This is a genomic window from Paenibacillus sp. KN14-4R (assembly GCF_052180255.1).
Lineage (GTDB): Bacteria > Bacillota > Bacilli > Paenibacillales > NBRC-103111 > Paenibacillus_AM.
In genome coordinates, this window is the sequence record NZ_CP197466.1 from 763,806 (window position 1) to 786,557 (window position 22,752).

The 22,752-nt window shown below is 41.9% G+C and carries 22 protein-coding genes; 18 read left to right on the plus strand and 4 right to left on the minus strand.

Features of this window, described 5'->3' with window-relative positions:
• The first annotated feature begins 44 nt into the window (after positions 1-44).
• The gene (locus tag ACSBOP_RS03715) at positions 45-479 is read left to right on the plus strand and encodes a VOC family protein (protein WP_442603127.1); all 435 of its coding nucleotides are present in this window, start codon (positions 45-47) and stop codon (positions 477-479) included.
• A gap of 116 nt (positions 480-595) precedes the next feature.
• Here the strand turns inward: ACSBOP_RS03715 and ACSBOP_RS03720 are convergent, their stop codons facing one another.
• Together ACSBOP_RS03720 and ACSBOP_RS03725 are read right to left on the minus strand one after the other, a co-directional pair.
• On the minus strand, positions 596-1,060 hold the full coding sequence (locus tag ACSBOP_RS03720) for a hypothetical protein (RefSeq protein ID WP_442603128.1): 465 nt from the start codon (positions 1,058-1,060) through the stop codon (positions 596-598).
• Between the two features lie 385 nt (positions 1,061-1,445).
• Complete coding sequence (locus ACSBOP_RS03725) at positions 1,446-2,135, minus strand: helix-turn-helix transcriptional regulator (RefSeq protein WP_442603129.1); 690 nt, start codon at positions 2,133-2,135, stop codon at positions 1,446-1,448.
• Positions 2,136-2,310: 175 nt separating this feature from the next.
• On the opposite strand from ACSBOP_RS03725, the gene ACSBOP_RS03730 reads away from it, so the two are divergent.
• The 11 genes from ACSBOP_RS03730 to phnE (ACSBOP_RS03780) all read left to right on the plus strand — a co-directional run bounded on the left by ACSBOP_RS03730 (position 2,311) and on the right by phnE (ACSBOP_RS03780) (position 12,129).
• Positions 2,311-2,691, plus strand: a complete 381-nt coding sequence (locus tag ACSBOP_RS03730; protein ID WP_442603130.1) for a RidA family protein — start codon at positions 2,311-2,313, stop codon at positions 2,689-2,691.
• Positions 2,692-2,716: 25 nt separating this feature from the next.
• Positions 2,717-4,006, plus strand: a complete 1,290-nt coding sequence (locus ACSBOP_RS03735; protein ID WP_442603131.1) for an MFS transporter — start codon at positions 2,717-2,719, stop codon at positions 4,004-4,006.
• A 40-nt stretch (positions 4,007-4,046) separates the two neighbouring features.
• The gene (locus ACSBOP_RS03740; protein WP_442603132.1) at positions 4,047-4,997 is read left to right on the plus strand and encodes a sugar phosphate isomerase/epimerase family protein; all 951 of its coding nucleotides are present in this window, start codon (positions 4,047-4,049) and stop codon (positions 4,995-4,997) included.
• A gap of 153 nt (positions 4,998-5,150) precedes the next feature.
• Entirely contained in the window at positions 5,151-6,185 is a 1,035-nt protein-coding gene (locus ACSBOP_RS03745; RefSeq protein ID WP_442603133.1) for an ABC transporter permease, read from the plus strand.
• A gap of 1 nt (position 6,186) precedes the next feature.
• Positions 6,187-6,864: an ABC transporter ATP-binding protein gene (locus tag ACSBOP_RS03750; protein ID WP_442603134.1), complete on the plus strand. Its 678-nt coding sequence runs from the start codon at positions 6,187-6,189 to the stop codon at positions 6,862-6,864.
• A gap of 225 nt (positions 6,865-7,089) precedes the next feature.
• Positions 7,090-7,602: a ferritin gene (locus tag ACSBOP_RS03755; protein WP_442603135.1), complete on the plus strand. Its 513-nt coding sequence runs from the start codon at positions 7,090-7,092 to the stop codon at positions 7,600-7,602.
• A 95-nt stretch (positions 7,603-7,697) separates the two neighbouring features.
• Complete coding sequence (locus ACSBOP_RS03760; RefSeq protein WP_442604362.1) at positions 7,698-8,351, plus strand: M48 family metallopeptidase; 654 nt, start codon at positions 7,698-7,700, stop codon at positions 8,349-8,351.
• A 290-nt stretch (positions 8,352-8,641) separates the two neighbouring features.
• Positions 8,642-9,565, plus strand: coding sequence for an EamA family transporter (locus ACSBOP_RS03765; RefSeq protein ID WP_442603136.1), 924 nt, complete (start codon positions 8,642-8,644; stop codon positions 9,563-9,565).
• Positions 9,566-9,785: 220 nt separating this feature from the next.
• Positions 9,786-10,559: a phosphonate ABC transporter ATP-binding protein gene (phnC, locus tag ACSBOP_RS03770; RefSeq protein ID WP_442603137.1), complete on the plus strand. Its 774-nt coding sequence runs from the start codon at positions 9,786-9,788 to the stop codon at positions 10,557-10,559.
• The gene (phnE, locus tag ACSBOP_RS03775) at positions 10,556-11,335 is read left to right on the plus strand and encodes a phosphonate ABC transporter, permease protein PhnE (protein ID WP_442603138.1); all 780 of its coding nucleotides are present in this window, start codon (positions 10,556-10,558) and stop codon (positions 11,333-11,335) included. Before phnC ends, phnE (ACSBOP_RS03775) begins: the two co-directional genes overlap by 4 nt.
• 35 nt (positions 11,336-11,370) lie before the next feature.
• Positions 11,371-12,129, plus strand: coding sequence for a phosphonate ABC transporter, permease protein PhnE (gene phnE / locus ACSBOP_RS03780; protein ID WP_442604363.1), 759 nt, complete (start codon positions 11,371-11,373; stop codon positions 12,127-12,129).
• 121 nt (positions 12,130-12,250) lie between these two features.
• On the opposite strand, the gene phnD is transcribed toward phnE (ACSBOP_RS03780), so the two are convergent.
• Complete coding sequence (gene phnD, locus ACSBOP_RS03785; RefSeq protein ID WP_442603139.1) at positions 12,251-13,219, minus strand: phosphate/phosphite/phosphonate ABC transporter substrate-binding protein; 969 nt, start codon at positions 13,217-13,219, stop codon at positions 12,251-12,253.
• Between the two features lie 181 nt (positions 13,220-13,400).
• On the opposite strand from phnD, the gene ACSBOP_RS03790 reads away from it, so the two are divergent.
• The 6 genes from ACSBOP_RS03790 (at position 13,401) to ACSBOP_RS03815 (ending at position 22,250) form a co-directional block, all read left to right on the plus strand.
• Positions 13,401-14,999, plus strand: coding sequence for a bifunctional metallophosphatase/5'-nucleotidase (locus ACSBOP_RS03790; RefSeq protein ID WP_442603140.1), 1,599 nt, complete (start codon positions 13,401-13,403; stop codon positions 14,997-14,999).
• A 187-nt stretch (positions 15,000-15,186) separates the two neighbouring features.
• Positions 15,187-15,900 (plus strand): response regulator transcription factor, encoded by a 714-nt coding sequence (locus ACSBOP_RS03795; RefSeq protein ID WP_442603141.1) that lies wholly within the window; start codon positions 15,187-15,189, stop codon positions 15,898-15,900.
• Positions 15,897-17,381, plus strand: a complete 1,485-nt coding sequence (locus tag ACSBOP_RS03800; protein WP_442603142.1) for a sensor histidine kinase — start codon at positions 15,897-15,899, stop codon at positions 17,379-17,381. Before ACSBOP_RS03795 ends, ACSBOP_RS03800 begins: the two co-directional genes overlap by 4 nt.
• A gap of 7 nt (positions 17,382-17,388) precedes the next feature.
• Positions 17,389-18,459 carry a LolA family protein gene (locus ACSBOP_RS03805; RefSeq protein ID WP_442603143.1) on the plus strand — a complete coding sequence of 357 codons (1,071 nt, stop codon included), beginning with the start codon at positions 17,389-17,391 and terminating at the stop codon, positions 18,457-18,459.
• 169 nt (positions 18,460-18,628) lie between these two features.
• Positions 18,629-20,725 (plus strand): stalk domain-containing protein, encoded by a 2,097-nt coding sequence (locus tag ACSBOP_RS03810; RefSeq protein ID WP_442603144.1) that lies wholly within the window; start codon positions 18,629-18,631, stop codon positions 20,723-20,725.
• A gap of 121 nt (positions 20,726-20,846) precedes the next feature.
• On the plus strand, positions 20,847-22,250 hold the full coding sequence (locus ACSBOP_RS03815; RefSeq protein ID WP_442604364.1) for an MATE family efflux transporter: 1,404 nt from the start codon (positions 20,847-20,849) through the stop codon (positions 22,248-22,250).
• A 55-nt stretch (positions 22,251-22,305) separates the two neighbouring features.
• Here ACSBOP_RS03815 and ACSBOP_RS03820 read toward each other — a convergent pair whose 3' ends face one another.
• Positions 22,306-22,707, minus strand: coding sequence for an NUDIX hydrolase (locus ACSBOP_RS03820; protein ID WP_442603145.1), 402 nt, complete (start codon positions 22,705-22,707; stop codon positions 22,306-22,308).
• Positions 22,708-22,752: the final 45 nt, after the last annotated feature.

The window sequence follows — 22,752 nt, forward strand, 5'->3', positions numbered from 1 at the left end:
GGATGCAATATTTCTAAAACCATAAAACCAAAGGAGCTGCTTATATGGATAAAGAATTTACATTTACACGAATAGGTAATGTTTATGTTCCGACTACAAAGATTGATGAGTCAATTGAGTGGTATACGAAGAACTTAGAATTAAAGTTGATGAATAGGTTTCAGGATCGAGGTTCATTTTTAGCTGTATTACATCATCCTCATAAGAGTTCAATAGCGTTATTACTAATTGAGACGGAAGACAGAAAGACATTAGAAATATCAAGGAATGGAAAACCATTTCCAATCATGGCTTTAAATTGCTCGGATATTGAATTTACTCATGGATACTTAAAGAACAATGGAGTTGAAGTAGAAGCAATACATACACTTGGGGCAGGAGAGGCGAAATATTTTTATTTTAGAGACAATGAAGGAAATCTATTAGAAGCTGCTTGGTCAATATGGGATCCAACAGATGAGATTAAAGAAGACTTTTAAAACAAGGAACCAAATAAATAGAGAAGTGTACACTAAAAAAAAACCGCCCCTTGCCCATTTTGGGCGAAGGAGCAGTTTATTATAAAATAATTATGCCTGATGGAAAGTCGACTGCATTAATTGTGCGTTAGACTTGCAACAGAACCATTGCTATCTACGCTGATGTTAATTACTTTGGTTCCACCGATATCACCGCCTGATACGAAAAATTCAATCGTATGATTGCCATTTGTCGTCAGCGGAATCACTGGCGTCCATGCTTTAACTGTAGTAGGTTGTCCACTTGGACCAGGGGGACCAATCTGAAGCGGAGCGTAATATTGTACGCCGTCAAGTTTGTAACCTACAGTAGAATTATGACTACCAGTCGTGTAAGGGGCTGATAGACGGAACGATCCATCTTTCAAGATGCCGTTCGTTTGATCTTCATTAATGAAGTCAATCCCATAATTCCCCAAGCTCCAATCAGGGCTTGTCGCCGCTGCTGACACAGTCGCTGGCTGTGCTGCAAGGGCGGGTGATACGATTGCTAATGCCAGTGCGGAAATGCGTAAAACTTTCTTGAACTTGTTTCTCTCCATTTTGTTTCCTCCTAGTATATTTATGGTTTGTTTTACAAATATATACTATCACAAAAATTATTAAGATAGTTTTAATTTTCTAACAATTCCGATAAAACAAGTGTGGTTTAAGCGCGTTGTTCAATGAATTGTCATATTTATGAACAGATTTACTGGAGTCTGTACATAAATTAATCAATCCATAAAAAAGCAGTACAATTGAACCTATGCTGACCGAAGAATTTAAGTGGATGCATCCATAGGCGGCGCGCCAGATTCGGTTCACCAATGTTCGAGACCCAAACAATCCAAAACTCGAGAGTCAAGGGTTGAAAAAGGTATGCAGCAAATTTAAGAATAAAAGAAAAGCTCATCCCCGATGAACGGAGATAAGCTTATGGCTTCGTTATTTTATTTTATTCAAATATCTATAGATCGTCGCTTCGGAAGCTTCCAAATGCTTGGCCACCTCACTTACGCCCCCTTTAAGCAAGAAAACCCCTTTTTCGTTAAGCTTTCTAACGACATCGATTTTCTCTTTAGGAGACATTCGCTCAGGCGTGATTTCACTCTCAGATAATACTCCTTTAATCAACGATAAGAGAAGATCTTCGATATTGTCCTCGAAGCTTTCCAGCACGTTAAGATCCAACGCCGATTTTTGCTTCTCCGTATGATTAGGTTCGTTGTTAGCCGGGATTGTAAAATTGGCAAGCATAATGGCATCTTCAATAACATTTCGTGCCGATATAAGATCGGATAGGTCGACGTTTACACAGATCATACCGATGATTTCATTATGTTCATCCTTTATAAAATAACTCGAAGAACGAAAAGGCTTCTTGCTCTTGCCTATGCTTTCGTAATTGCATATGAAATGTTTGTCTTTATAGTTTTTGTCCTTCATAACTTTTAAAGCAAGGTCCGTAATTGGACCGTTCACTTTTCGACCACTAATATGTCCATTAACAATCTCAACGATAGAGTTATCCGGCTTTGTCACATCGTGCAGCACAACCTCGCAATTCTTACCCAAGATTTCACCAATAAAATGAACAACCGGGATATACTTCGTGAGAGTACCTGGATCTTCCACTTATACCACTCCTTTGCTTTCATTATCTCATATTCCGAGTCTATCAATAAAAAATTATTATTTCAATAAAAAATTCTCAAAAAAGTATTGTAATCGTGAGAAACATGTATTAAAATAAAATCATCGTAATAATAAATTATCATTATGATAATTAATCCACATTGGAGGACATCACATGCATACAACAATTTCAACTGAAAACGCTCCAGGAGCAATCGGACCCTACTCGCAAGCTGTTAAAATTGGAAACCTCGTTTTCGTTTCCGGTCAACTCCCAATTAACCCTAAAACAAATGAGATGCCTGAATCCGTCGAAGAGCAAGCGAAACAATCGCTAGAGAATGTAACCGCTATCTTGGAAGCTGCAGGCAGTAATTTGAAGAATGTTGTTAAGACTGTTATCTTTCTGAAAGATATGAATACGTTTGCAAAGGTGAATGAAGTATACTCCACTTATTTCAAGGACAATTATCCGGCTAGAAGTACCATTGAAGTCGCACGTCTGCCGAAAGATGCATTGGTAGAAATTGAAGTGACTGCATTTATTGAAGGATAATAATTCAGGGGAGGGAATGAGTATCATGAATTCGAAAAACGTAAGATCAAAGAAATGGTTGACTCTTGTCGTACTCATTCTGGGCGGGGGGACTATTTTCAAATTACCTTATCTAAAAGACGCGTTTTATATTCCGATGATGGAATATTTCCATCTGACACATACGCAAATCGGTGTTACGATGTCCGTCTACGCCTTAGTTCAGACCTTTGGTTACATCACCTCGATGTACATCACAGATCGGTTTTCCAAGAAGAAGCTGCTCCCAATCGCACTGGGCGGAGTAGGCTTACTCGGCTTTTACATGACAACGTTTCCAGGATATTATGAGATTTTGATATTATGGGCGCTATTCGCTTTGTTTGCTGAACTCGCGTTCTGGCCTGTTCTGATCAAAACGGTAAGATTGCTTGGAGACAGTAATGAGCAGGGCAGAATGTTCGGCTTCCTGGAAGCGGGAAGAGGGATTGTAGATACGATTGTAGCGTTTGCTGCGCTTGGTATTTTCCAATGGATGGGGGCAAATGCAGCGGGCTTGAAAGGTGCCATCATTTTCTTCTCTATTACGGCAATTGTAATCGCTATCATCTCTTACTTCCTTATCGAAGACGACGTTATTAATGATACAGACGAACATGGCAATAAAATTAATCGAAGCAAGATGGCGTTTGATGGAGCCCTAAAAGCCCTCAAAATGCCTGAAATATGGGTGGTCTCATTTACAATCTTCTCCGTATACTCCGTTTATATCGGACTTACATATTTCATACCGTTCCTGAAAGATATTTACGGAATGCCTGTTGCACTGGTCGGGGCGTACGGGATTATCAACCAATACTGCTTGAAAATGGTCGGCGGACCTATTGGCGGTTTCCTGGCTGATAAAACTTTCAAATCTCCGTCTAAATATTTAAGAATTACTTTTGTGTTCGCTATTATCGGCATGATCATCTTTATGTGGCTTCCGCATGAATCTATGAATATCTATGTAGGTATGGTATTTACACTCTGCTATGGCGCGATTATTTTCTCACAAAGAGCTGTGTTCTTCGCTCCGATCGAAGAAGTTGGCATCCCTCGGGAAATTAGCGGTGCGGCGGTATCCATTGCTTGTATGATTGGTTATCTTCCATCCATGTTCGCCTTTACACTGTATGGAAATATGCTAGATAGTACGCCGGGGATTGATGGATACAAACATGTGTTTATGACCATGATTGGGTTTGCCGTGTTAGGTTTAATCGTCAGCAGTTACTTAGTAAGAATCGTTAAGAAGAAAAGAGCGCAAGAACAAGAACAAGCTCAACTTCAATAGTTAATCATATAAAAAAACAGAATGTATGGAGGAGAGACATATGAAAATCGGTTTAGAAACAGAAAGCTATCACTTGCAGTTTATTACAGGTAGAATGGATATTTTTAAATTTATTCAAAAAACCGCTGAGCTCGGGCTAGACGGGGTTATGATCAATATCGTGAAATGGCCGGGACTGCCTGGATGGGGAACACTCGAATCGTTCGAGCCTGAATACCTGAAAAGAGTGAAGGCTGAAATCCAGAAATACGGATTTTTCGCTGAGATCGATACGAATGGTACGGACCCGGATCACTTGTCGCAAGTGATTGAAGTTGCTCATCAAATCGGAGCGGATGTTATCCGTACATACACTTGTATGGGCGAATACGACGCTGCACGCATGGCTGAAGCACCTACAAACATTAAGAAAATTGTTCCTTTGCTGAAACAATACAGAATTAAGCTTGCCGTGGAAAACCATGAGGAAGAGCTAGCGGATGAGGTTATCCAAATCATTGAGGAAGTGAACAGTCCTTGGGTCGGCGCTCATTGTGATCTCGGTAATGGCATGATGGCGTGGGAGGATCCGGTTGATGCTGTGACCAAGTTGGCACCGTACGCATACACCACCCATTTTAAAGACCACATTATCGTTCATGACGGCGAGGACTACAGAGTATGCGGTGTTCCTGCTGGGACGGGTAACATTGATTTGGATCAACTGTTCAAAATCCTTGTTGAGCAATCGACTTTGACCCGAATCAACGTAGAAATGTGTTTCCCATACGCGATCCATTTCAAAAGAGAGCCGGGTGCTGGCGGCGTGTCCAAAGTCGGTGAAGGAGCCTTTAAAGTCGAGGAGCCACCTTATGACTTGTCCGTGATTAAGCCGCTAGATTATTATTACCCGCCACAAGAGTTAATGGAGCAAATGATTGAAGATCAAGCAAGAGGTGTGGAGCAATCTGCCAAACATGCACTCGCTTTGAGAGATAAGTATTGCCGTTAAATGCCGGATAAAGATTTAGCTTTAGGAGAGAGGGACGTTGCACTATGCGACGTCCCTCTTTTTTGTTTACTGATAGGTTGTAAATTTCCGTTCATACTCCGTTCATAGAACAAGCATATACTCTAGTTGTAACAAAGAAATGGAGGGCTTCTCATGAATATGGCATGGAAAGAAATGAAGAAGAGTAAAGCGAAGTTTATTATATTAGGGTCTATTATTTTCTTAGTTAGTTTTCTAACATTTATTATTTCGGGTTTAGCAAACGGTTTGTCCCAAGACAATGCAGCCCTAATCAAGGACTTACCTCAAGGTCACTTCTATATGAATACCGATGCGAAAGAAACATATAATCTTTCCAAAATAGATCCAAGCGTGCAAGACCAAGTGTTACAGGAACACAAGGATGCTGCAGCATTTTCCATTCAGATGGGCTTTGTTAACGATGCAGAGGACAAGCAGCATACCGTAGCGTTCGTGACTTCAACGGATTCCCCGTTATTCGAAAAAGTAGGTCCGGGAGAAATCGTGTTAGACCGTTCCTTGGAGAAGGATGGCATTAAAGTCGGGGATGTACTCACGAATAATCAGTTCAACGGCAAATTCAAAGTCGTCAAATTCGTGGATCAGAAGAAATACAGCCACGCCCCTGTCGCCTATATTAACATAGATAACTATAAAGAGATTTACCGTGCGAAGGGCTTGCAGCTGCTGTTCATCCCTGGACAAGATACGACACCGTCGATCACGGGATTACAATCCTTTTCAAATAATGGGTTTCTTAACACCATCTCAAGCTACAAGGCAGAGAACATGTCCCTCAATATGATCATTTGGTTCTTGATTGCCATCAGCGGCTTGTTGTTCGCGATTTTCTTCTACATGATGAATGTGCAGAAAATCGGGCTATACGGCATCTTGAAAGCGATCGGAGTAAAAACAGGTACGCTATTCCGTATGATGTGGGCTCAAATGTTCTTCATTACCATCACCGCATTGGTCCTGTCCGTAGCATTAAGCCTAGGCTTTAACATGATCGCACCGAAAGGCATGCCGTTTAGTCTGACAATAGAAGGGACGATGCTATTATCCATCCTTTTCTTAGTCATCGGATTTATCGGCGCTACTCTCTCTGGCTTACAGATTCGGAAAGTGGAACCTTTACAAGCTATTCAACAAGGAGACATGTAATATGACAACCTTCACAATACAAGACGTTACCAAATCATTTACTAATGGCGAAGTTACAGAGCCAGTACTCAACGGAATCAACCTTTCTCTCAAAAAAGGTGAGCTCACGGCTCTCGTGGGTGCTTCCGGTTCCGGAAAAAGCACGCTGCTCACTATTGCTGCCGGCCTTCAACGCGCATCCGATGGGCAGGTACAATTCGAAGGGAACAACATGACCGCGATGACGCAGGAGGAGATCCGAAAGATACGTGCAAGCAAATTTGGATTTGTGTTCCAATCTGCTCATCTGGTAGCGTTCCTTACCGTAGAAGAGCAGCTCATGCTAATGCTCGACGTGTCAGAGTCCAAAATGAATAAACGCGAGCAAAAGGAAGAAGTCGCCAAGATTCTCAAATTAGTCGAAATGGATCATCGCAAAGACGCTTATCCCGCTTCCTTATCCGGTGGGGAAAAACAACGGGTTGCTATCGCTCGTGCCATCATCCACAAGCCTAAAATCCTGTTCGCGGATGAGCCAACGGCAAGTCTTGACTCAAAGCGTTCACGGGATGTTATGACGCTCATCCGTGAACTGACCAAGACACTTAACATCACAACCTTGATGGTCACCCATGATGAAGAAATGCTCCCTTATGCGGATCATATCATTACAATGAAAGATGGATTGATTGTACAATAAAGAGGAAGTTGTATATTCATGATGAATATACGACTTCTTTTTTCTTTGGCTATACGATACTCATTCTATATCGCCACAACCCTTTACTTTCCCGCATATTTCCAACATACTAAGAATAGAAGGAAGCCCAATGGTGCACAATAACATCGATTACCGTTTGTTAGTAATGCTGCCTGCTCAGGCTTACCTCTCATCTAGACCAGTGAATAAGGGAGAGCGATCTGAATGTTAAGTGAGAAACTGCTCGCGAAGTTGAACGATCAAATGAATTATGAATTTTATTCTTCTCAGGTGTATTTGGCCATGGCGGCTTATTGTTCGTCAGAGAGTTTTGATGGATTTGCGAATTTTTTCATCATGCAGTCGGAAGAAGAAAAATTTCATGGAATGAAAATTTTCCACTTTATAAATACATTAGGGAAAAGAGCCATTGTTACTGGCATGGAAAATCCTCAGAATGAATACAGCTCATTACTGGATGCCTTTGAACATTCCTTCGAGCATGAGAAAACAGTAACCAAGCGAATCTATGAATTATCGGACATCGCGTGGGATGAGCGAGAGCATGCAACGATTAATTTCCTCAAGTGGTTTATTGATGAGCAAGTGGAGGAGGAAGCAACCTTCGACAGCATCATTCAGAAGCTGCGCCGCATCGATAATGACAGTAATGCTTTCTATATGCTCGATTCCGAGCTGGGTAAGCGCACATTCACGCCACCGGCAGGGGAAGCTTAAGCTTATACAATGAAGGAGCTGTTTTCCCGAAAATGAGGGAAGGCAGCTTCTTTTTCATGTGTTTTAGAAATAACTCTATAGAAACGATGTTGATGATGAAAATTGAATTTGGACAGCATATAATTGAATTTCATGCTGAATATGGACCTCGAAAGAAGATTTCCATTCATATTAATCCTACGGGTCTGATTACGGTGAAAGCGCCTAATGATACAAGTGACGATGTCGTAATGAGCGCCGTGAAGCAGCATGGGAATAAGATTATGGAACAATTACATGCGATTGAAAAAGCTCGTGAAACGCCGAAAACAAGAGAATATGAAGATCAGGGCAAGTTCCTTCATCTGGGGAAATATCATTCTCTTCATGAGTTAATCGAGACGAAAGATCGGAATGAAGACGAACTTAAACGCGATTTGAAGAAGTTTTATTTCTCCAGTTGCAAGAAGATTGTCGAGGAACGAATCAAAATCTATCAGAAGCAACTGAAAGTAAAACCCCGAACCATTGAGGTCGTGGAGTCTCGAAAGCAGTGGGGAAGCTGCAGCTCGGATAAACAGCTAACCTTTAATTATCGCCTAGCCATGGCACCCATTGAAGTGATTGATTATGTGATCATCCATGAATTATGCCATCTCACGCATATGAATCATGATCGATCCTTCTGGAGACGTGTAGGAAGCGTGATGCCGGATTATAAAGTAAAGGAAGAGTTTTTGGCTAGATATGGGCAAGCGATGACATTGTAATACGAACAAAATCCATTGTCCATGAGGATGAGTCATGATCACAGCGTAGCTTGTCAGTGGTATGATCCTAAGGGTTGACCCGCACCTTAAATCCTTTTACAATAGACAGATGCATCCAGATATTCAACTAAACTTCACGTAGGAGCCTAAGGCTTTATGACGTTGAAGGCGAAATTTTAACAAAGTACATCCGCTTTGGTTTCATTCGCCCCCTTGTTCGATTATGAACAAGGGGGTTTTAGTTTGCCATTATTCACTTCATCACGTTAAACAGAAAGGGGTACAAACTTGTGGATCGAATCAAATATTCACTGCTCGTTTTTCTTGGAGCGTGCAGTTATGGGGTGTTATCAACCAATTTTAAATTGGGGATGGGCGCAGGCTTTACAATGCCACAGATTCTAGGAGGACAATACTTTTTCGGATGGTGTATGCTGCTGCTCTTGATGTTGATATTCTCACGAGTCAAAGTTCGTCTTAAGCAAGTCGGTGCACTGCTGCTTGCAGGGATTCCGATGAGTTTGACAGGTCTTTTTTACGGTATTGCTGTTGAGGAGCTTCCAGCTTCAATGGCTGTACTGATGCTGTTCCAATTCACATGGATCGGTGTGATTCTCGAAGCAATCTGGGAACGTACAATGCCAAGTCTCGGCAAGTTGATCTCGATTATCGTGCTGATCATAGGTACGATCTTAGCTGGAGGGGTACTGGAGCAGACTGGTGGACATTGGACGTTCATGGGCATTGTGTGCGGTTTGTTATCTGCCTTAACATTTGCTATCTATATCTTCGTAAGTGGGAAAGTGGCGACAAATGTGCCGGTTTTCATGAAGAGTTTTATTATGGTGACAAGTGCTCTTATTATCTTGCTGTGCGTGCTCACGCCTTCGTTCTTATTCGATGGTTCCTTGGCTCAAGGTGCATGGAAATTCTCGATTCCGCAAGCCTTGCTCGGTAGCATTATTCCAGTTGTGTTCTTCACGATCGGTGTACCGAAAATTGGTCCAGGCTTGGGTACGATTCTTGGTGCAGCTGAACTGCCAGCAGCCGTTGTTGTGTCTGTTCTTGTGCTTCATGAGGAAATATCGGTTCTGCAATGGAGTGGCATTATATTGATTCTGATCGGGATTGTCATTCCGCAATTGATGGCCCAGCGTGATGGAAGGAAGTTGGAAGAACGGAGGCTTCGTTGTACGATGGAGCATTCCGTTTAATTTTTTCATAGATACAAAGCAAATTGATAAGGCGTCTCTATTAGGAGGCGTCTTTTTCATTTACAAAATAAATACAATTTTTACATCTTTAATTAATCTTCGGATCACAATCTATTAACAGTTGTTTATTACAATTCTATTGGTTGAACAAACTAGCGAGCATACCCTTATTTTCTTGAAATAAGGGTATTTATTTTCATCCAAGGGAGTGGAAGATTTCGTGATCACGTTTAGAAATGTTTCCAAGCAGTACAAGAATGGGACAATAGGATTGAAAAATATTGATTTATCTATTAAGCAAGGGGAGTTTGTGGTCATTGTCGGATTGTCGGGTGCAGGGAAATCAACGCTGCTGCGTTCGATTAACCGGATGCATGAGATTACCGAAGGCGAAATTATCATCGGCGATAAGTCCATAACAGCGGCTAAGGGTGAGGAGCTTCGTCATATGCGACGGGGGATTGGCATGATTTTTCAAAGCTTTAATCTTGTGAAGCGATCTTCTGTCATTCGTAATGTGCTCTCAGGTCGGGTTGGATACCATTCGACGCTAAGGACAATACTAGGGCTTTTTCCAAAAAAGGATATGGAACTGGCCATGCATGCATTAGATCGCGTTAATATTAGAGAAAAAGCGTATGTTCGTGCGGATCAATTATCGGGTGGACAACAGCAGCGTGTCTCAATTGCAAGAGCATTAGCGCAAGAACCTAAAATGATATTAGCGGATGAACCAGTAGCCTCGCTTGATCCATTAACGACTCAGCAAGTCATGGACGATTTACAGCGGATCAATCAGGAATTGGGAATAACAATGATCGTCAATTTGCATTACGTAGACTTGGCACGCCAGTATGCCACTCGAATTATTGGACTGCGGGCAGGAGAAGTCGTGTTCGACGGTCCTGTTGCCGAGGCAACCGACGAGAAATTTGCCGAAATCTATGGCAGACCGGTTCAAGAAGATGAATTACTCCGGGTGAGCAGCCTATGAGTCAGCAGCATGTACACAAACCAACACATGTGAAACCGGCATTAACTACGCTTCTGATCGTGGTACTTGTGTGGGCGAGCGCGAATCAGACAGGCGCAACATGGACTCAACTGGTTACAGGGCTTCCGGAAATGGGGAAGTTGATCGTTGAGATGTTCCCTCCAGATTGGAGTTACATCGATACAATCTGGGGACCGATGATGGAGACCGTACAAATGGCAGTTATCGGTACAACAATCGGGGCTATCCTTGCTGTTCCCATTTCACTACTTGCAGCAGGCAATGTGACACGTTCCCCTTTTCTATATTACCCGGCAAGAATGATTCTTAATTTGATCCGTACCATACCGGATTTGTTGTTTGCAGCTATATTCGTAGCGATCTTTGGTTTAGGTGCAGTAGCAGGGGTGGCAGCGCTTAGTTTATTCTCGTTCGGCTTAATATCCAAGTTGTTATATGAATCGATTGAAGCGATCGATCCGGGACCACTTGAAGCGATGACAGCGGTAGGTGCGAACAAAATCCAATGGATCTTTTTCGGTGTCATTCCGCAAGTGATTCCGCAGCTCATGACTTATCTTTTATTCACATTCGAAGTTAACGTACGTGCGGCAGGGGTACTAGGCCTAGTCGGTGCAGGCGGGATTGGGCTGCTGCTCACACGTACTCTAGATCAACTGCGATATGATCGGGCATGTCTTATTATTCTTTTAACATTAGCTATTGTCTTAATCATTGATTATGTAAGCAATAAAATTCAGGAGAAGCTGCTATGAATAATGAGTTATTGCGAAAACCGCCGTTGTTGCGAATGCGCTTTTGGATTGTGACGGTAATCCTCGTTGCTTTGTATGTTTGGTCGATTTCAGGTATTCCTTATTCGGGTATCAGGGAAAATGCAGGTTCCATTACGAAAGCCATCCTGAGCGGCATCGTTCATCCAGATTGGGATTATGTGTATTTGCCTGAAGGTGAGGATTTGCTTCGAGGGATGTTGGATACCATAGCGATTGCTTTGTTAGGAACTGTTGTATCGGCTATATTATGTATCCCATTCGCCTTTTGGGCGGCAAATAACTTGAGCAAGATCAAGGTCATAACGGGATCAGGAAAATTTGTTTTGAGTTTGATTCGAACTTTCCCAGAAATCGTAATGGCGATTCTTTTTATTAAAGCTGTTGGACCAGGGCCGTATGCGGGGGTTCTTGCACTAGGTTTACATTCGGTCGGTATGCTTGGCAAGCTCTACGCAGAAGCGATTGAGAAAATGGACAGGGGTCCAGTAGAGGCTTTAATCGCATGTGGAGCGGGCCGTTTGCAGATACTTTGGTATGCAGTGATCCCACAGGTGCTGCCAGACTTTTTCTCCTTAATGTTGTATCGATTTGAGATTAATCTACGTTCTGCTACGATCTTAGGGATGATCGGTGCGGGTGGGATTGGTACACCGCTCATTTTTGCACTGGATAGTCGGAATTGGCCACGAGTTGGCATCATCTTACTTGGCATTATTGTTACGATTACGCTTGTTGATATGATTTCCAGTTACATTCGTAAGAAACTCGTATAAAAGAGGGTTGTCTAAGTCGTGCTTTCGCATCGGACTTGGACAACCCTTCATCCATTCCCAAATCATAAAAACAAGCTAACTCCTGAATGATTCAGGTGTTAGCTTGCGGCGTTACAACGTATTATTTTTGTCCGATTTGCTTCGCTACATCACGCACGATATCAAAGTTCTTATCATTTGAAGGAATGTAACCTTTGTGTGAGTACACATCGGAGATGATTTGTTGTCCTTGTGGATCTTTGCCGATGGCAATGAAAGCATCTTGAATCTTTTTGCGCCATTCGTCGTTCATGTCGTTACGTACGGAAATCGTGTCGTTCGGGATAGCTGAAGTGAAAGTTAGCACTCTTGTTTTGCTCATCACATCTGGAATATCCTTCAGTACGACTGTGCGTGCATCTTGGAAAATTGCAGCTGCATCCACATCGCCGTTGAGTACAGCCATAACACCTTTATCGTGTCCTTTTACTGTGATGCCTGTAACATCTTTATCTGGATCAATGCCTGCTTTCTTTAATTCAAACGCCGGCCATACATAACCTGCTGATGAAGTCACGTCCTGCCAAGCGATCTTCTTGCCTTTCAGATCCTTAATGTCTTTGATCTTGGAGTCCGCTTTAACGATAATCATGGATTTGTAGAAATCAACTAAGCTTGTAGTTGGTTTGCCAGTCGCATCTTCCACTCCAAAACGCTGTGCTTGAAGCAGGATGTCTGCTGTCTTCTTCGTATCATGAGCAAGTACATAAGCGTTCGGCGGAAGGAATCCGATGTCTACTTGCTTAGAAGCCATGGCTTCAATGATTGTATTATAATTTGTAGAAACGCTGACTTTAACTGGAATTCCAAGTTTCTCGCCTAGCAGTTTCTCAAGCGGCTTGGCTTTGGCTTCTAATGTCTCTGCATTTTGCGATGGAACGAATTGTACTTTCAGTTCCTTAGGTACATAACCTTGAGCAGCTGGAGCTTTTGTAGGCGTAGGACTTTGTGGAGCAGTAGTCGTACTTGCGGCTTCTTTTTGTCCACATGCAGTAAGGAATCCTACTGATAGAACCAAGGATAAACCGAGGGTTGTTACTTTTTTCAACATGCTAAAAGACCTCCTAAGGGATGGTTGTATATGACCAAACTTAATTTAACATAAACAAGATTATCTTGCAGTTAAGATTTTGTAAAAAAGGTAGAATTATGTCGAATATACTTTACTATGGGCGCTTGCCGTTGCTATATTGGATTACAAATGAGTAGAAGAAAGATAGGGGGATGAATACATGACAGAGACGAATACGAATACCTCTTTCACTTTGACAATTTTGGAGACGAGTGATTTACACGGGACGATACTGCCCATTCAATATGCGAATAATACGCCGAAAGAAGTAGGCTTGGCTAAGGTGGCAACCTTAATTCACGTAGAGAGACAATTAAATCCCCATACGTTGTTAATAGATAATGGAGATCTGATTCAAGGCACACCACTGGCTTATTATCATGCGCGAGTGGATCATAAATCCATTGACCCCATGGTACTTTGTTTGAACGAATTGAAGTACGATGCGGCAGTTATCGGCAATCATGAATTTAATTACGGGTTGGATGTGCTTGGCAAAGCCGTGAGTGAGTCCAATTTCCCTTGGCTGTCTGCGAATACGATTTGCATAAAAGAAGAGACGCCTTACTTTGGACCTCCTTATGTGATTAAACAATTTGATGGAGGACCAAGAGTCGGGATTCTGGGGATTACCACCCCATTTATCCCAAATTGGGAAAATCCAAAACATATTGAAGGCCTTGCATTTGATGATGCTGTGGAGACGGCTAGTAAGTGGGTAAAGCACCTTCGTGAATGGGAGAAAGTTGATGTAGTCGTTGTATCCTATCACGGGGGATTCGAGCGAGATATTCAAAACGGCGAAGTGTCTGAGCCAGAGACAGGTGAAAATCAAGGCTATCGCATATGCACCGAAGTGCCGGGCATTGACGTGTTGTTAACCGGTCATCAACATCGGACGATTGCAGGAGAAATGATAAATGGGGTCGTTGTGGTGCAGCCAGGTACGCAGGGGACCTTTTTGGCTAAAGTTCAATTGCAGCTAGAGTTGCGGGATCAAGCGTGGGTGGTGGTACAGAAACAAAGTGAATTGCTGCCAGTAGAAGGTGTACCTGCCGACCCACGATTGATGGAACTTGTGCAAGATTACGAAGATAAGACTCAGGTATGGCTGGATCAACCGATCGGTAAGCTTATTGGGGATATGCGTGTGAGTGATCCGATGATGATTCGTCTAAAGTCAAGTAGTCTTATCGAATTGATTCATCAGATTCAAATGGAGTTTGGACAGACGGATATATCGAGTACAGCGCTGTTCGATAACGACGCACCCGGTTTTAGTTCCAATATTACGATGCGGGAAGTGGTAGCCAATTACATCTACCCCAACACGTTGAAAGTCATTCGAGTCACAGGTCAGGATGTGCTTGATGCATTGGAACATTCTGCTGCTTATTTTGCTCCTTATACAGGAGATGGTATCCGAGTAAGTGATGCATTCCTGTACCCGAAACCGCAGCATTATAACTATGACATGTGGGCAGGCATTGATTATGAAATCAATATTTCACGAGCGGTTGGTGAGAGGGTAACCAAGTTGGAGTACAAAGGTAAGCCGATTGATTTGAACGGACACTACGATGTGGTGATGAACAATTACCGAGCCAGTGGTGGCGGCAATTATACAATGTTTCAGGGGAAGCCGGTCATACGAGACATTCCGACCGATGTGTCGGAGCTGATCGTCAGCTATATGATGGAACGTGGAACCGTTGAAGCGAAGGTTAATCCGAACTGGCAAGTTGTGTATGAGAAGTGAGTAATTTACTTCTAAGTTTACGAGTAGTACGATAAAATGGCCTTAGGTATTCAACGGCTAAGAAATGGTTCCTGCTTGAATGAGGAGTCATTTTTTTTAGCTTTTTTTGCATTTATAAAGTATTTCTAAAATTCAGAGGAACGTTCATGAACGATTTTATAATAGACACAGGGAGAGGGAAAACACAATGAAACAAGCAGCTCATGTACTTTTGGTGGAAGATGATCCGGAAATCGCTTGTGTAGTACGCGATGATTTAAGAAGAAGAGGCTATACCGTCACTTGGTCTTCTACCGGTGTAGAGGGCTGGGAAGATTTCAATCGAGAATCGTATGATATCGTACTTGTTGATCTGATGCTGCCGGAAATGGATGGATTTACGTTATGCAAAAATATTCGCCTGATCAGCGATGTGCCCATGCTTATTATTAGCGCTTATCAAGAAGATGTACATAAGGTGCGCGGTTTGGATCTAGGAGCAGACGATTATGTGACAAAACCGTTCAGTCTGGCGGAGTTGAACGCAAGAGTGGAATCACATTTACGCCGGTTTCACAGATATCAGGACAGCGTTGTTCAAGAAACGGAATGTACATCCTATGCATACGAGCTCTCAATCGACTTTAAGAAACAGCGAGTTTTTCTTGAAGGGCAAGAAATGATGCTGACCGCTAAGGAGATGGCACTCGTGCTACTTATGGCACGGCATCCGTTCACAACCTTTTCCAAGAGGGAATTGTATGAACATGTGTGGCAGCAAGCGGATGCGGATGGAAACAATACGGTGACCGTACACGTGAAAAGTCTGCGAGCCAAGTTAATGGATACGAAGCGGGAGGCCAAATTCATTCAAACCGTGTGGGGAAGCGGGTATCGATTTATTGGGGAGCAACTGCTATGAAAGTAAAGCATTGGATGCTGACTGCCTTCGTGGTTGTGATGATTCTTCCCCTTGCGGCAATGTACTCGCTCTATTTGCTGCTAAGTTCGTATGACCAGAAACATGATCTGCTAGAATATATGTCAGTTTCCCAGCGAATCGCCGATATGGAAAAGGTGCTTCAGAACACCTCCCTATATGAATTTCAGTCTCAGAAGCAGTATGAGCCCCTTACCCAGTTAACTAGCAATACGGTCAAAATTAATCTTTACCGTTCGGATGGACTGCTGCTCTTTGCTTCATTGAAAGAATCTTTAATGCCTGCCTTTAATCGGGAAAATAAGGAGCAATTATACAGTCGTTTGTATGATTTACAGAAAAACTATAGCAGTTATATCGTGAAAAAGCCTGTATTTGAGGGTTCAAAAATGCTTGGGATATACGAGATTACGATTGCCCGCGATCAATGGGTGCAGGGAGTCGAACATCGAACGGCATGGCTTGTTAGCCTACTTGGATTATTCTTCATCATTTTGTATGGAAGTGTTGCCGTATTATTAAATCGTAAATTGAATCGCCCGATAAGACTACTTATGAATCAAATGACTGCTTTTGCTCACAATCAGCCTGTAGAACCGATTCGGCATCGTGCGAATGATGAAGTAGGACAGTTGATCGAGCATTTTTCAACGATGCGTAAAGAGATCGAGGCAGCGAGGCTGCAAGTGAAAACAGAACAGCAGGAGAAAGAGTTTATCGTTGCAGCTTTATCACATGATCTGAAAACACCACTCACTGCCATAAGCGCATACGCCGAGCTGCTTACGGATCGGAGAAGTATTAGTGATCAAGAGAAAAGAGAGTATTCGTCGCTCATACTCGATAAGATTGCTTACATGAAACATATGTTGGATGATCTCACGATGTATGCCGTCCTGCGATCGTCGAGTCATCAGATGGAGCTTATTGAAGCAGATGGCGAAGAATTGTTCGATATGCTGCTATGTGGTTACGATGAACTGTGTGCGAAGAAGCATGTACAGCTCGTTCAGGAAAGCAGTGTAAGAGGTGTGTGTCAGGTGAATGTCGCCCAGTTGACCCGTGTTGTCGATAATGTAATGAGCAACGCCATTCGCTATACACAGCCTGGAGATAGGATTTGGTTAGGAGCTTTTTCGAGTGAATATCAGATGCCAGAGTGGATATTCCCATCACTACGCAATGAAATTATGAACTGGCGCACGGATGGAGTTATTCTAATTGTCCAGAATCAAGGGAAAGCGATTGCTGAACAGGATCAGCCGAGAGTGTTTGAACCTTTTTACCAGATTGATGCAGCACGTACAAAATCAAAAGCCGGGTATGCCGGACTTGGGCTTAGCATTGCGAAGATCGTGATGGATAAGCACCTAGGAGATATTCGGCTGTGGTCCGTTACAGGGTATGGCACATTGGTAGCCGTATGGCTGCCTGAGAAGATAGATACAGAGAAAAGAGGATGAGAAGGTTATGATCAGACAAGTACTATTAATAGGAAGTTTAGCCGCAGGATTATTAATAACAGGGTGTTCGCAGCAGGTTGGAGCGTCTTCCACAGATATCGTGACAAAAGCGTTGGAGAAAGGGAAGCAAGTGGAATCTTATTCAGCGAAAGGCACTTTTCGATTTTATGATAAAGATAAACTCACAGAGGATGCAGCGTTTAGTGAGTGGATGGATGCGGGAAATAATAAAAAGAAGATCGAGATGACCAGCAATGGAAAAGAGATCATTACGGTAAATGACGGGAAGCAGTTGATTAGCTACGATAAAGCCAATGAATCCGCATTGACGATGGATATAGGGGAGGATGTTCTCCCAACCGCGCTCACACAGCGAGAGCAGTTAATTTCCATGTTGGAAAAAATGAAAAAGACGCACAGTTTCGAAGTATCGGGTGAAGAGAAAGTGCTTGGCAAGGATAGCTACCACATCAAAGTCAGGGAGAACAAAGAAAAATCGTTGATGGGTGACATGGATCTCTGGATCGATCAGAAAACATGGTTTGTTCTCAAATCAACGTCTGTCCATGGTACGATTCGTACAGAGTTTGAATATACGGATCTTCAGCTCGGGCCATCCTTTGCTCCTGATACGTTTATATTAAATTTACCTGATTCGGTGAAAAAGACGAAGATCGGTGACCTTGCTCCAGCAGCTAAAAACGTTACGATCCCAGAAGCTGAATTGGCGCTTGGTAAGCCATTTCTTCATTCAGTTGATACTGGATTCGATGTAGTGAAGATGGAAATGAATGAATTTAAGGGTGTTCTTAATCGTAATGAAGTAACGGCTTATTATGCAAAAGGAGACATGCCTTACTATGAATTAAGCGTATTCCCAGTCACGGGTGATGTCGGTAAGTTAGATGGGGAAGAAATTCAAGTTCGTGGTACAAAAGGCGAATATTTAGAACAAATTAAAACAATCTTTTGGGATGAACAGGGTTTACGGTATAATATCATGATCCAGCATCCAGATGTAACGAAGGAACAGGCGATTGCTTTTATTGAAAAGATGGTATTGACCAAAGGTAAATAGTGAATGAAGAGATAGAGATGGGAATGACCGCCAAGTCTTGGACTTGGCGGTTTTTTTGTTAGTATGCCACTACTTGTGAACCTATTTTAAAATAAATTGTAAGAAAATACAGAATAATGTTATGATACTTACCTACCAAATAATAGTAGAGAAAGGATAAATTGAATCTATGAAAATACAAACGTACATACTCGCAATTTGCTTTATGATCGGATCTGTATTGTTTCCTGCTCAAACTTATGCTGCTGCTAAAGAAGTCAAAATCGAGGATCCTGTTCTTGAGAAGGCTATTCGTGAAAAGTTGAAACTGGCGGCCAATCAAACACTAGATGAACTAGCCATAAGGGAACTGACTTCTCTGAGGGTATCATTGCCAGAGAAAATTAAGAGTTTGAAAGGTCTGGAAACGGCATATAATTTACGCGAATTGATCTTACCAGATCAATCCATAAAGGATGTTAATCCATTACGTAATTTATACCAATTGCAAGTTTTAGATGTTAGTAATAATGATATTAAAAACATATGTGGAATTACGGGATTGAATAAATTACTACAAGTAAATATAAGTAATAATTCTATTGCGGATATTGGCTGTTTCAGTCGATTAACTTCATTAAAATTTCTCTTTGCTAGTAATAATAACATTCAAGATATTACATCTCTTACTTCGTCTCCGTTACAGTTGTTAGATATCGAAAATAATCCGATAACTGATATTTCTACTATGCAGACAATGAATGAATTACGAGCAATTTTGGTGAATGAAAAGGAGTTGAATGAAAAGTCCAAAGAGCTGCTAGTTCCTTTTCAACGATCAGGAGTCGTGGTGAATCCAGACCGAAACAATCCAATTCCTACTTCTGGTACCGCAGTTATTATGAATGGGAATAAAGTTAAATTTGACTATGCACCATTGATAGAAACAGGGACAACGCTTGTACAGTTCCGTCCATTATTTGAAAAGTTAGGTTATACGATTGAGTGGAATAACGAGACGAGAACTATACAAGCACATAAAGATGGAGTTGGGATCTCCTTACAAGTAGATAGCTCCAAAGCCGAATTGAATGGACATTCCTACGACCTACCTATTGCACCTAAAGATGTAAATGGCAACGTCTTTGTACCTATTCGCTTTGTTGCAGAGGCTTCTAAATATGTGGTGACTTGGGATGATTTAACAAAGACCATTCATCTTATGCCACTAACTCGTGAGGTAGTGAGTTCGGATGGAAATTCACAGATAGAAGTTAGCGGAAAATGGATCAATAAGGATGAACCTAAAGTTTACTCACAAATGTATATGACAAAGGAGGAAAATCGATTAGTTTCTAATACTTACACGAATCTTGATTTCCCACAGTATACAACGCTTAAAGACGTTGAGAAAGATATAATGAGATCCTTGGAATCTTATAAAATTAAGGATTATGTTCCTGGGTATCCAATAAAAGTGAATGGAATGGATGCAATCCAATTTTCTTATTTGTTTCCGTGGAAAGAAGGTGTGTATGATAAATATATCCAAACCATTATTCAAGGAACAGATCAGTTTTTTAGAATTTTCATAGGTATAGAAGATCCTAGTAAGTATGAAGAAATGAATGAAGAATATCAGAAAATCATTCAAACCTTTCAAGAAAGAAAAACAATGCCTCAATTAATCGATGAAAAATTCGGTCAGATGTCTCCAAAGGAACGGTTATTAGATGCTGCTCATTATTATCGTAAAGCAGGTTTCTTCGCAAGTGATAAACACTTAACCAATCAGCAATTTGATCAGAAGTTCGAGAAGGTATATAAAGATCGAGTTAATGAAGATTGGGACCCATTTGATTCGAAAAAAGATTCAACATTTTTCGCGGATCTTTTCGTTTTACTAGAAGATAAAGATCGTACTTTGTATGAAGAATTGGAAATGGACGTAATTCAAGGGAATAATAAATATGTGGAAACTTTAAAAAAGTGGAGCACGATTTCTCGTGGAGCGTTTAACCCTACGGACATTTCGGAACAATGGGCAACTGGAGAGGGGCCAGTAACGGTCTCTTTCACGTTAAATGGACAGAAGAAATCCGTACATCCGGTGTATTCAGGGAATTTATTGGATCCTACAATCATAGAAGAGATTAATATCATGATTAAAGATACTGGCTATCAGTTCGCTGCAATCTCAGATTCGCAAAATTTATTAATTACAATGTTAACAGCAGACGAGAAGTCGAAAATAGAAAAAGATCGTTCGATGTATTTTGCTGGCTAGAGAGGATCGTGCTTCGATAAGAGGCATGATTTTTTTCACTTCATACTCGCTTAACAGTGGTATAATAATTGGAGTCGTATTAAAGCGATGAAGTATCTTGGCAAATACATCCAAAGAAGTGATGCGTGAAGTGAACATAATAGGGCCGAGTATGAGACGAAAAACGGTTTTTCTGTTAGATAAGTATCTTACAGGGGAATCGCTGGACTACAAAAAGATTTTTGCAATCATTATTCCGGTTTTGGTGGATCAGGCGTTTATTATTTTGATGAGTTTGTTGAATACAGCGATGATCAGTTCCTCTGGGGTTGCTGCCGTTAGTGCCGTGAGCATGGTAGATTCGCTTAATATTTTCCTAATTAATGTGTTTGTTGCTGTGGCAACGGGCGGTACGGTCATTGTGGCGCAGTATAAAGGCAGCGGAAATCAGGAAATGGTATCCAAGGCTGCTTCACAGGCTATATCTGCTGTTGCCATTCTTTCTGTGTTCATAAGTGCTTTTGTGATTATTTTCCATACTCCGACATTAAACTTGCTATTCGGGCAGGCTGAAGCTGAGGTATTCGAGAATGCAAGGATTTTTCTGATCGGTAGTTGTATTTCTTACCCATTCATTGCGGTATACCAGGCCGTAACAGGTGCGCTCAGGGGCGTTGCGGAAACCAAAGCATGCTTGGGTTTATCGTTAATTATGAATTTGACTTATTTAGCTTTGAATATATTGTTGATCTCTGTGTTTGATATGGGCGTGATGGGGCTTGTGATCTCCGTGATTACAGCAAGGGTACTTGGGATGTTTGTGTCCGTCATCTATTTAATGAAATACAATCATACCCTGCGGTTTCATATTAAAAATGCACTCAAGCTTAACTTCTCGATTCTGAAGAAAATCATGATTATCGGGATTCCTTTTGCTGCGGAACAGATGTTTTTCAATGGGGGAAAGCTGCTGACGCAGACTTTTATTGTACAGTTGGGCACACTTGCGATTACGGTGAATGCGATAAGCGGTTCCATCGGGTTGTTGTACCAAATTGGCGGGAATGCACTGAGTATTACGATTGTAACGGTTGTCGGTCAGTGTATCGGTCAGAGGAACATTGCGGATGCAAGGAAGTTTGTGAAGTCGTTTATCGGAATCTCGACGGTATTCTTCGTCATTGCAGCGGTCATCCTATTGCCATTATTCCCGCTTATTGTGAAGCTGTTTGCACCACCACCAGAAATTGTTCCATCGATTTTCGCGCTTACGTTATTAATTGCGATTGCTCAACCGTTCCTGTGGTCGATCAGTTTTATTATGCCGTCTGCCTTACGGGCGGCTGGGGATTCGAATTTTACGTCTCTCACTTCCTTATTAACGATGTGGGTGATTCGCGTTGTTCTTGGCTACGTGCTGGGCATTACGTTCCAATTCGGAATTATGGGCGTATGGATTGCGATGGTAATCGAGTGGGGAATTCGTGGATCGATCTTCGTGTGGCGATTTAGAGGAGAGAAATGGTATAGTCGGAAATTAATTTAACAATTGAGTTGAGGGTTATACTACCCCCAAAAAACAAGCTTTCCTAAGATAAACTTTAGGAAAGCTTGTTTAGTTCGTACATTTTATCAAAAATAATCTGGGTAGCGGGGGATACACGCTCCCGATCCGCATAGGTTAACCAAGCCAACTCTTCAATCTCAGAAGCTGGACGGAGCTCTCCTTCGTAATCCGCGAAATAACAAGTCATTTGAACTTGCGTACCTTCCGCTTTACCATGCGCTTCTGCCACAAACGTTCCAAAATGGGTGATCGTTGCTGGCTTAATGTGAACGGATAATTCTTCCTCAATTTCACGAACCAGCGTCTCGTGATCGGTCTCGCCAGGGTCCCTTTTGCCACCAGGAATATAATAAATATCTTTTCCCTTGGAACGAGCCCCCAGAATTTGACCTTCAAGAAGGTGGATCCATGCGATTTTATCAATTATTGCTGTCATTTTGTATTCCCTCTTAATCTGTATTTGTATCAAAATTATATCATT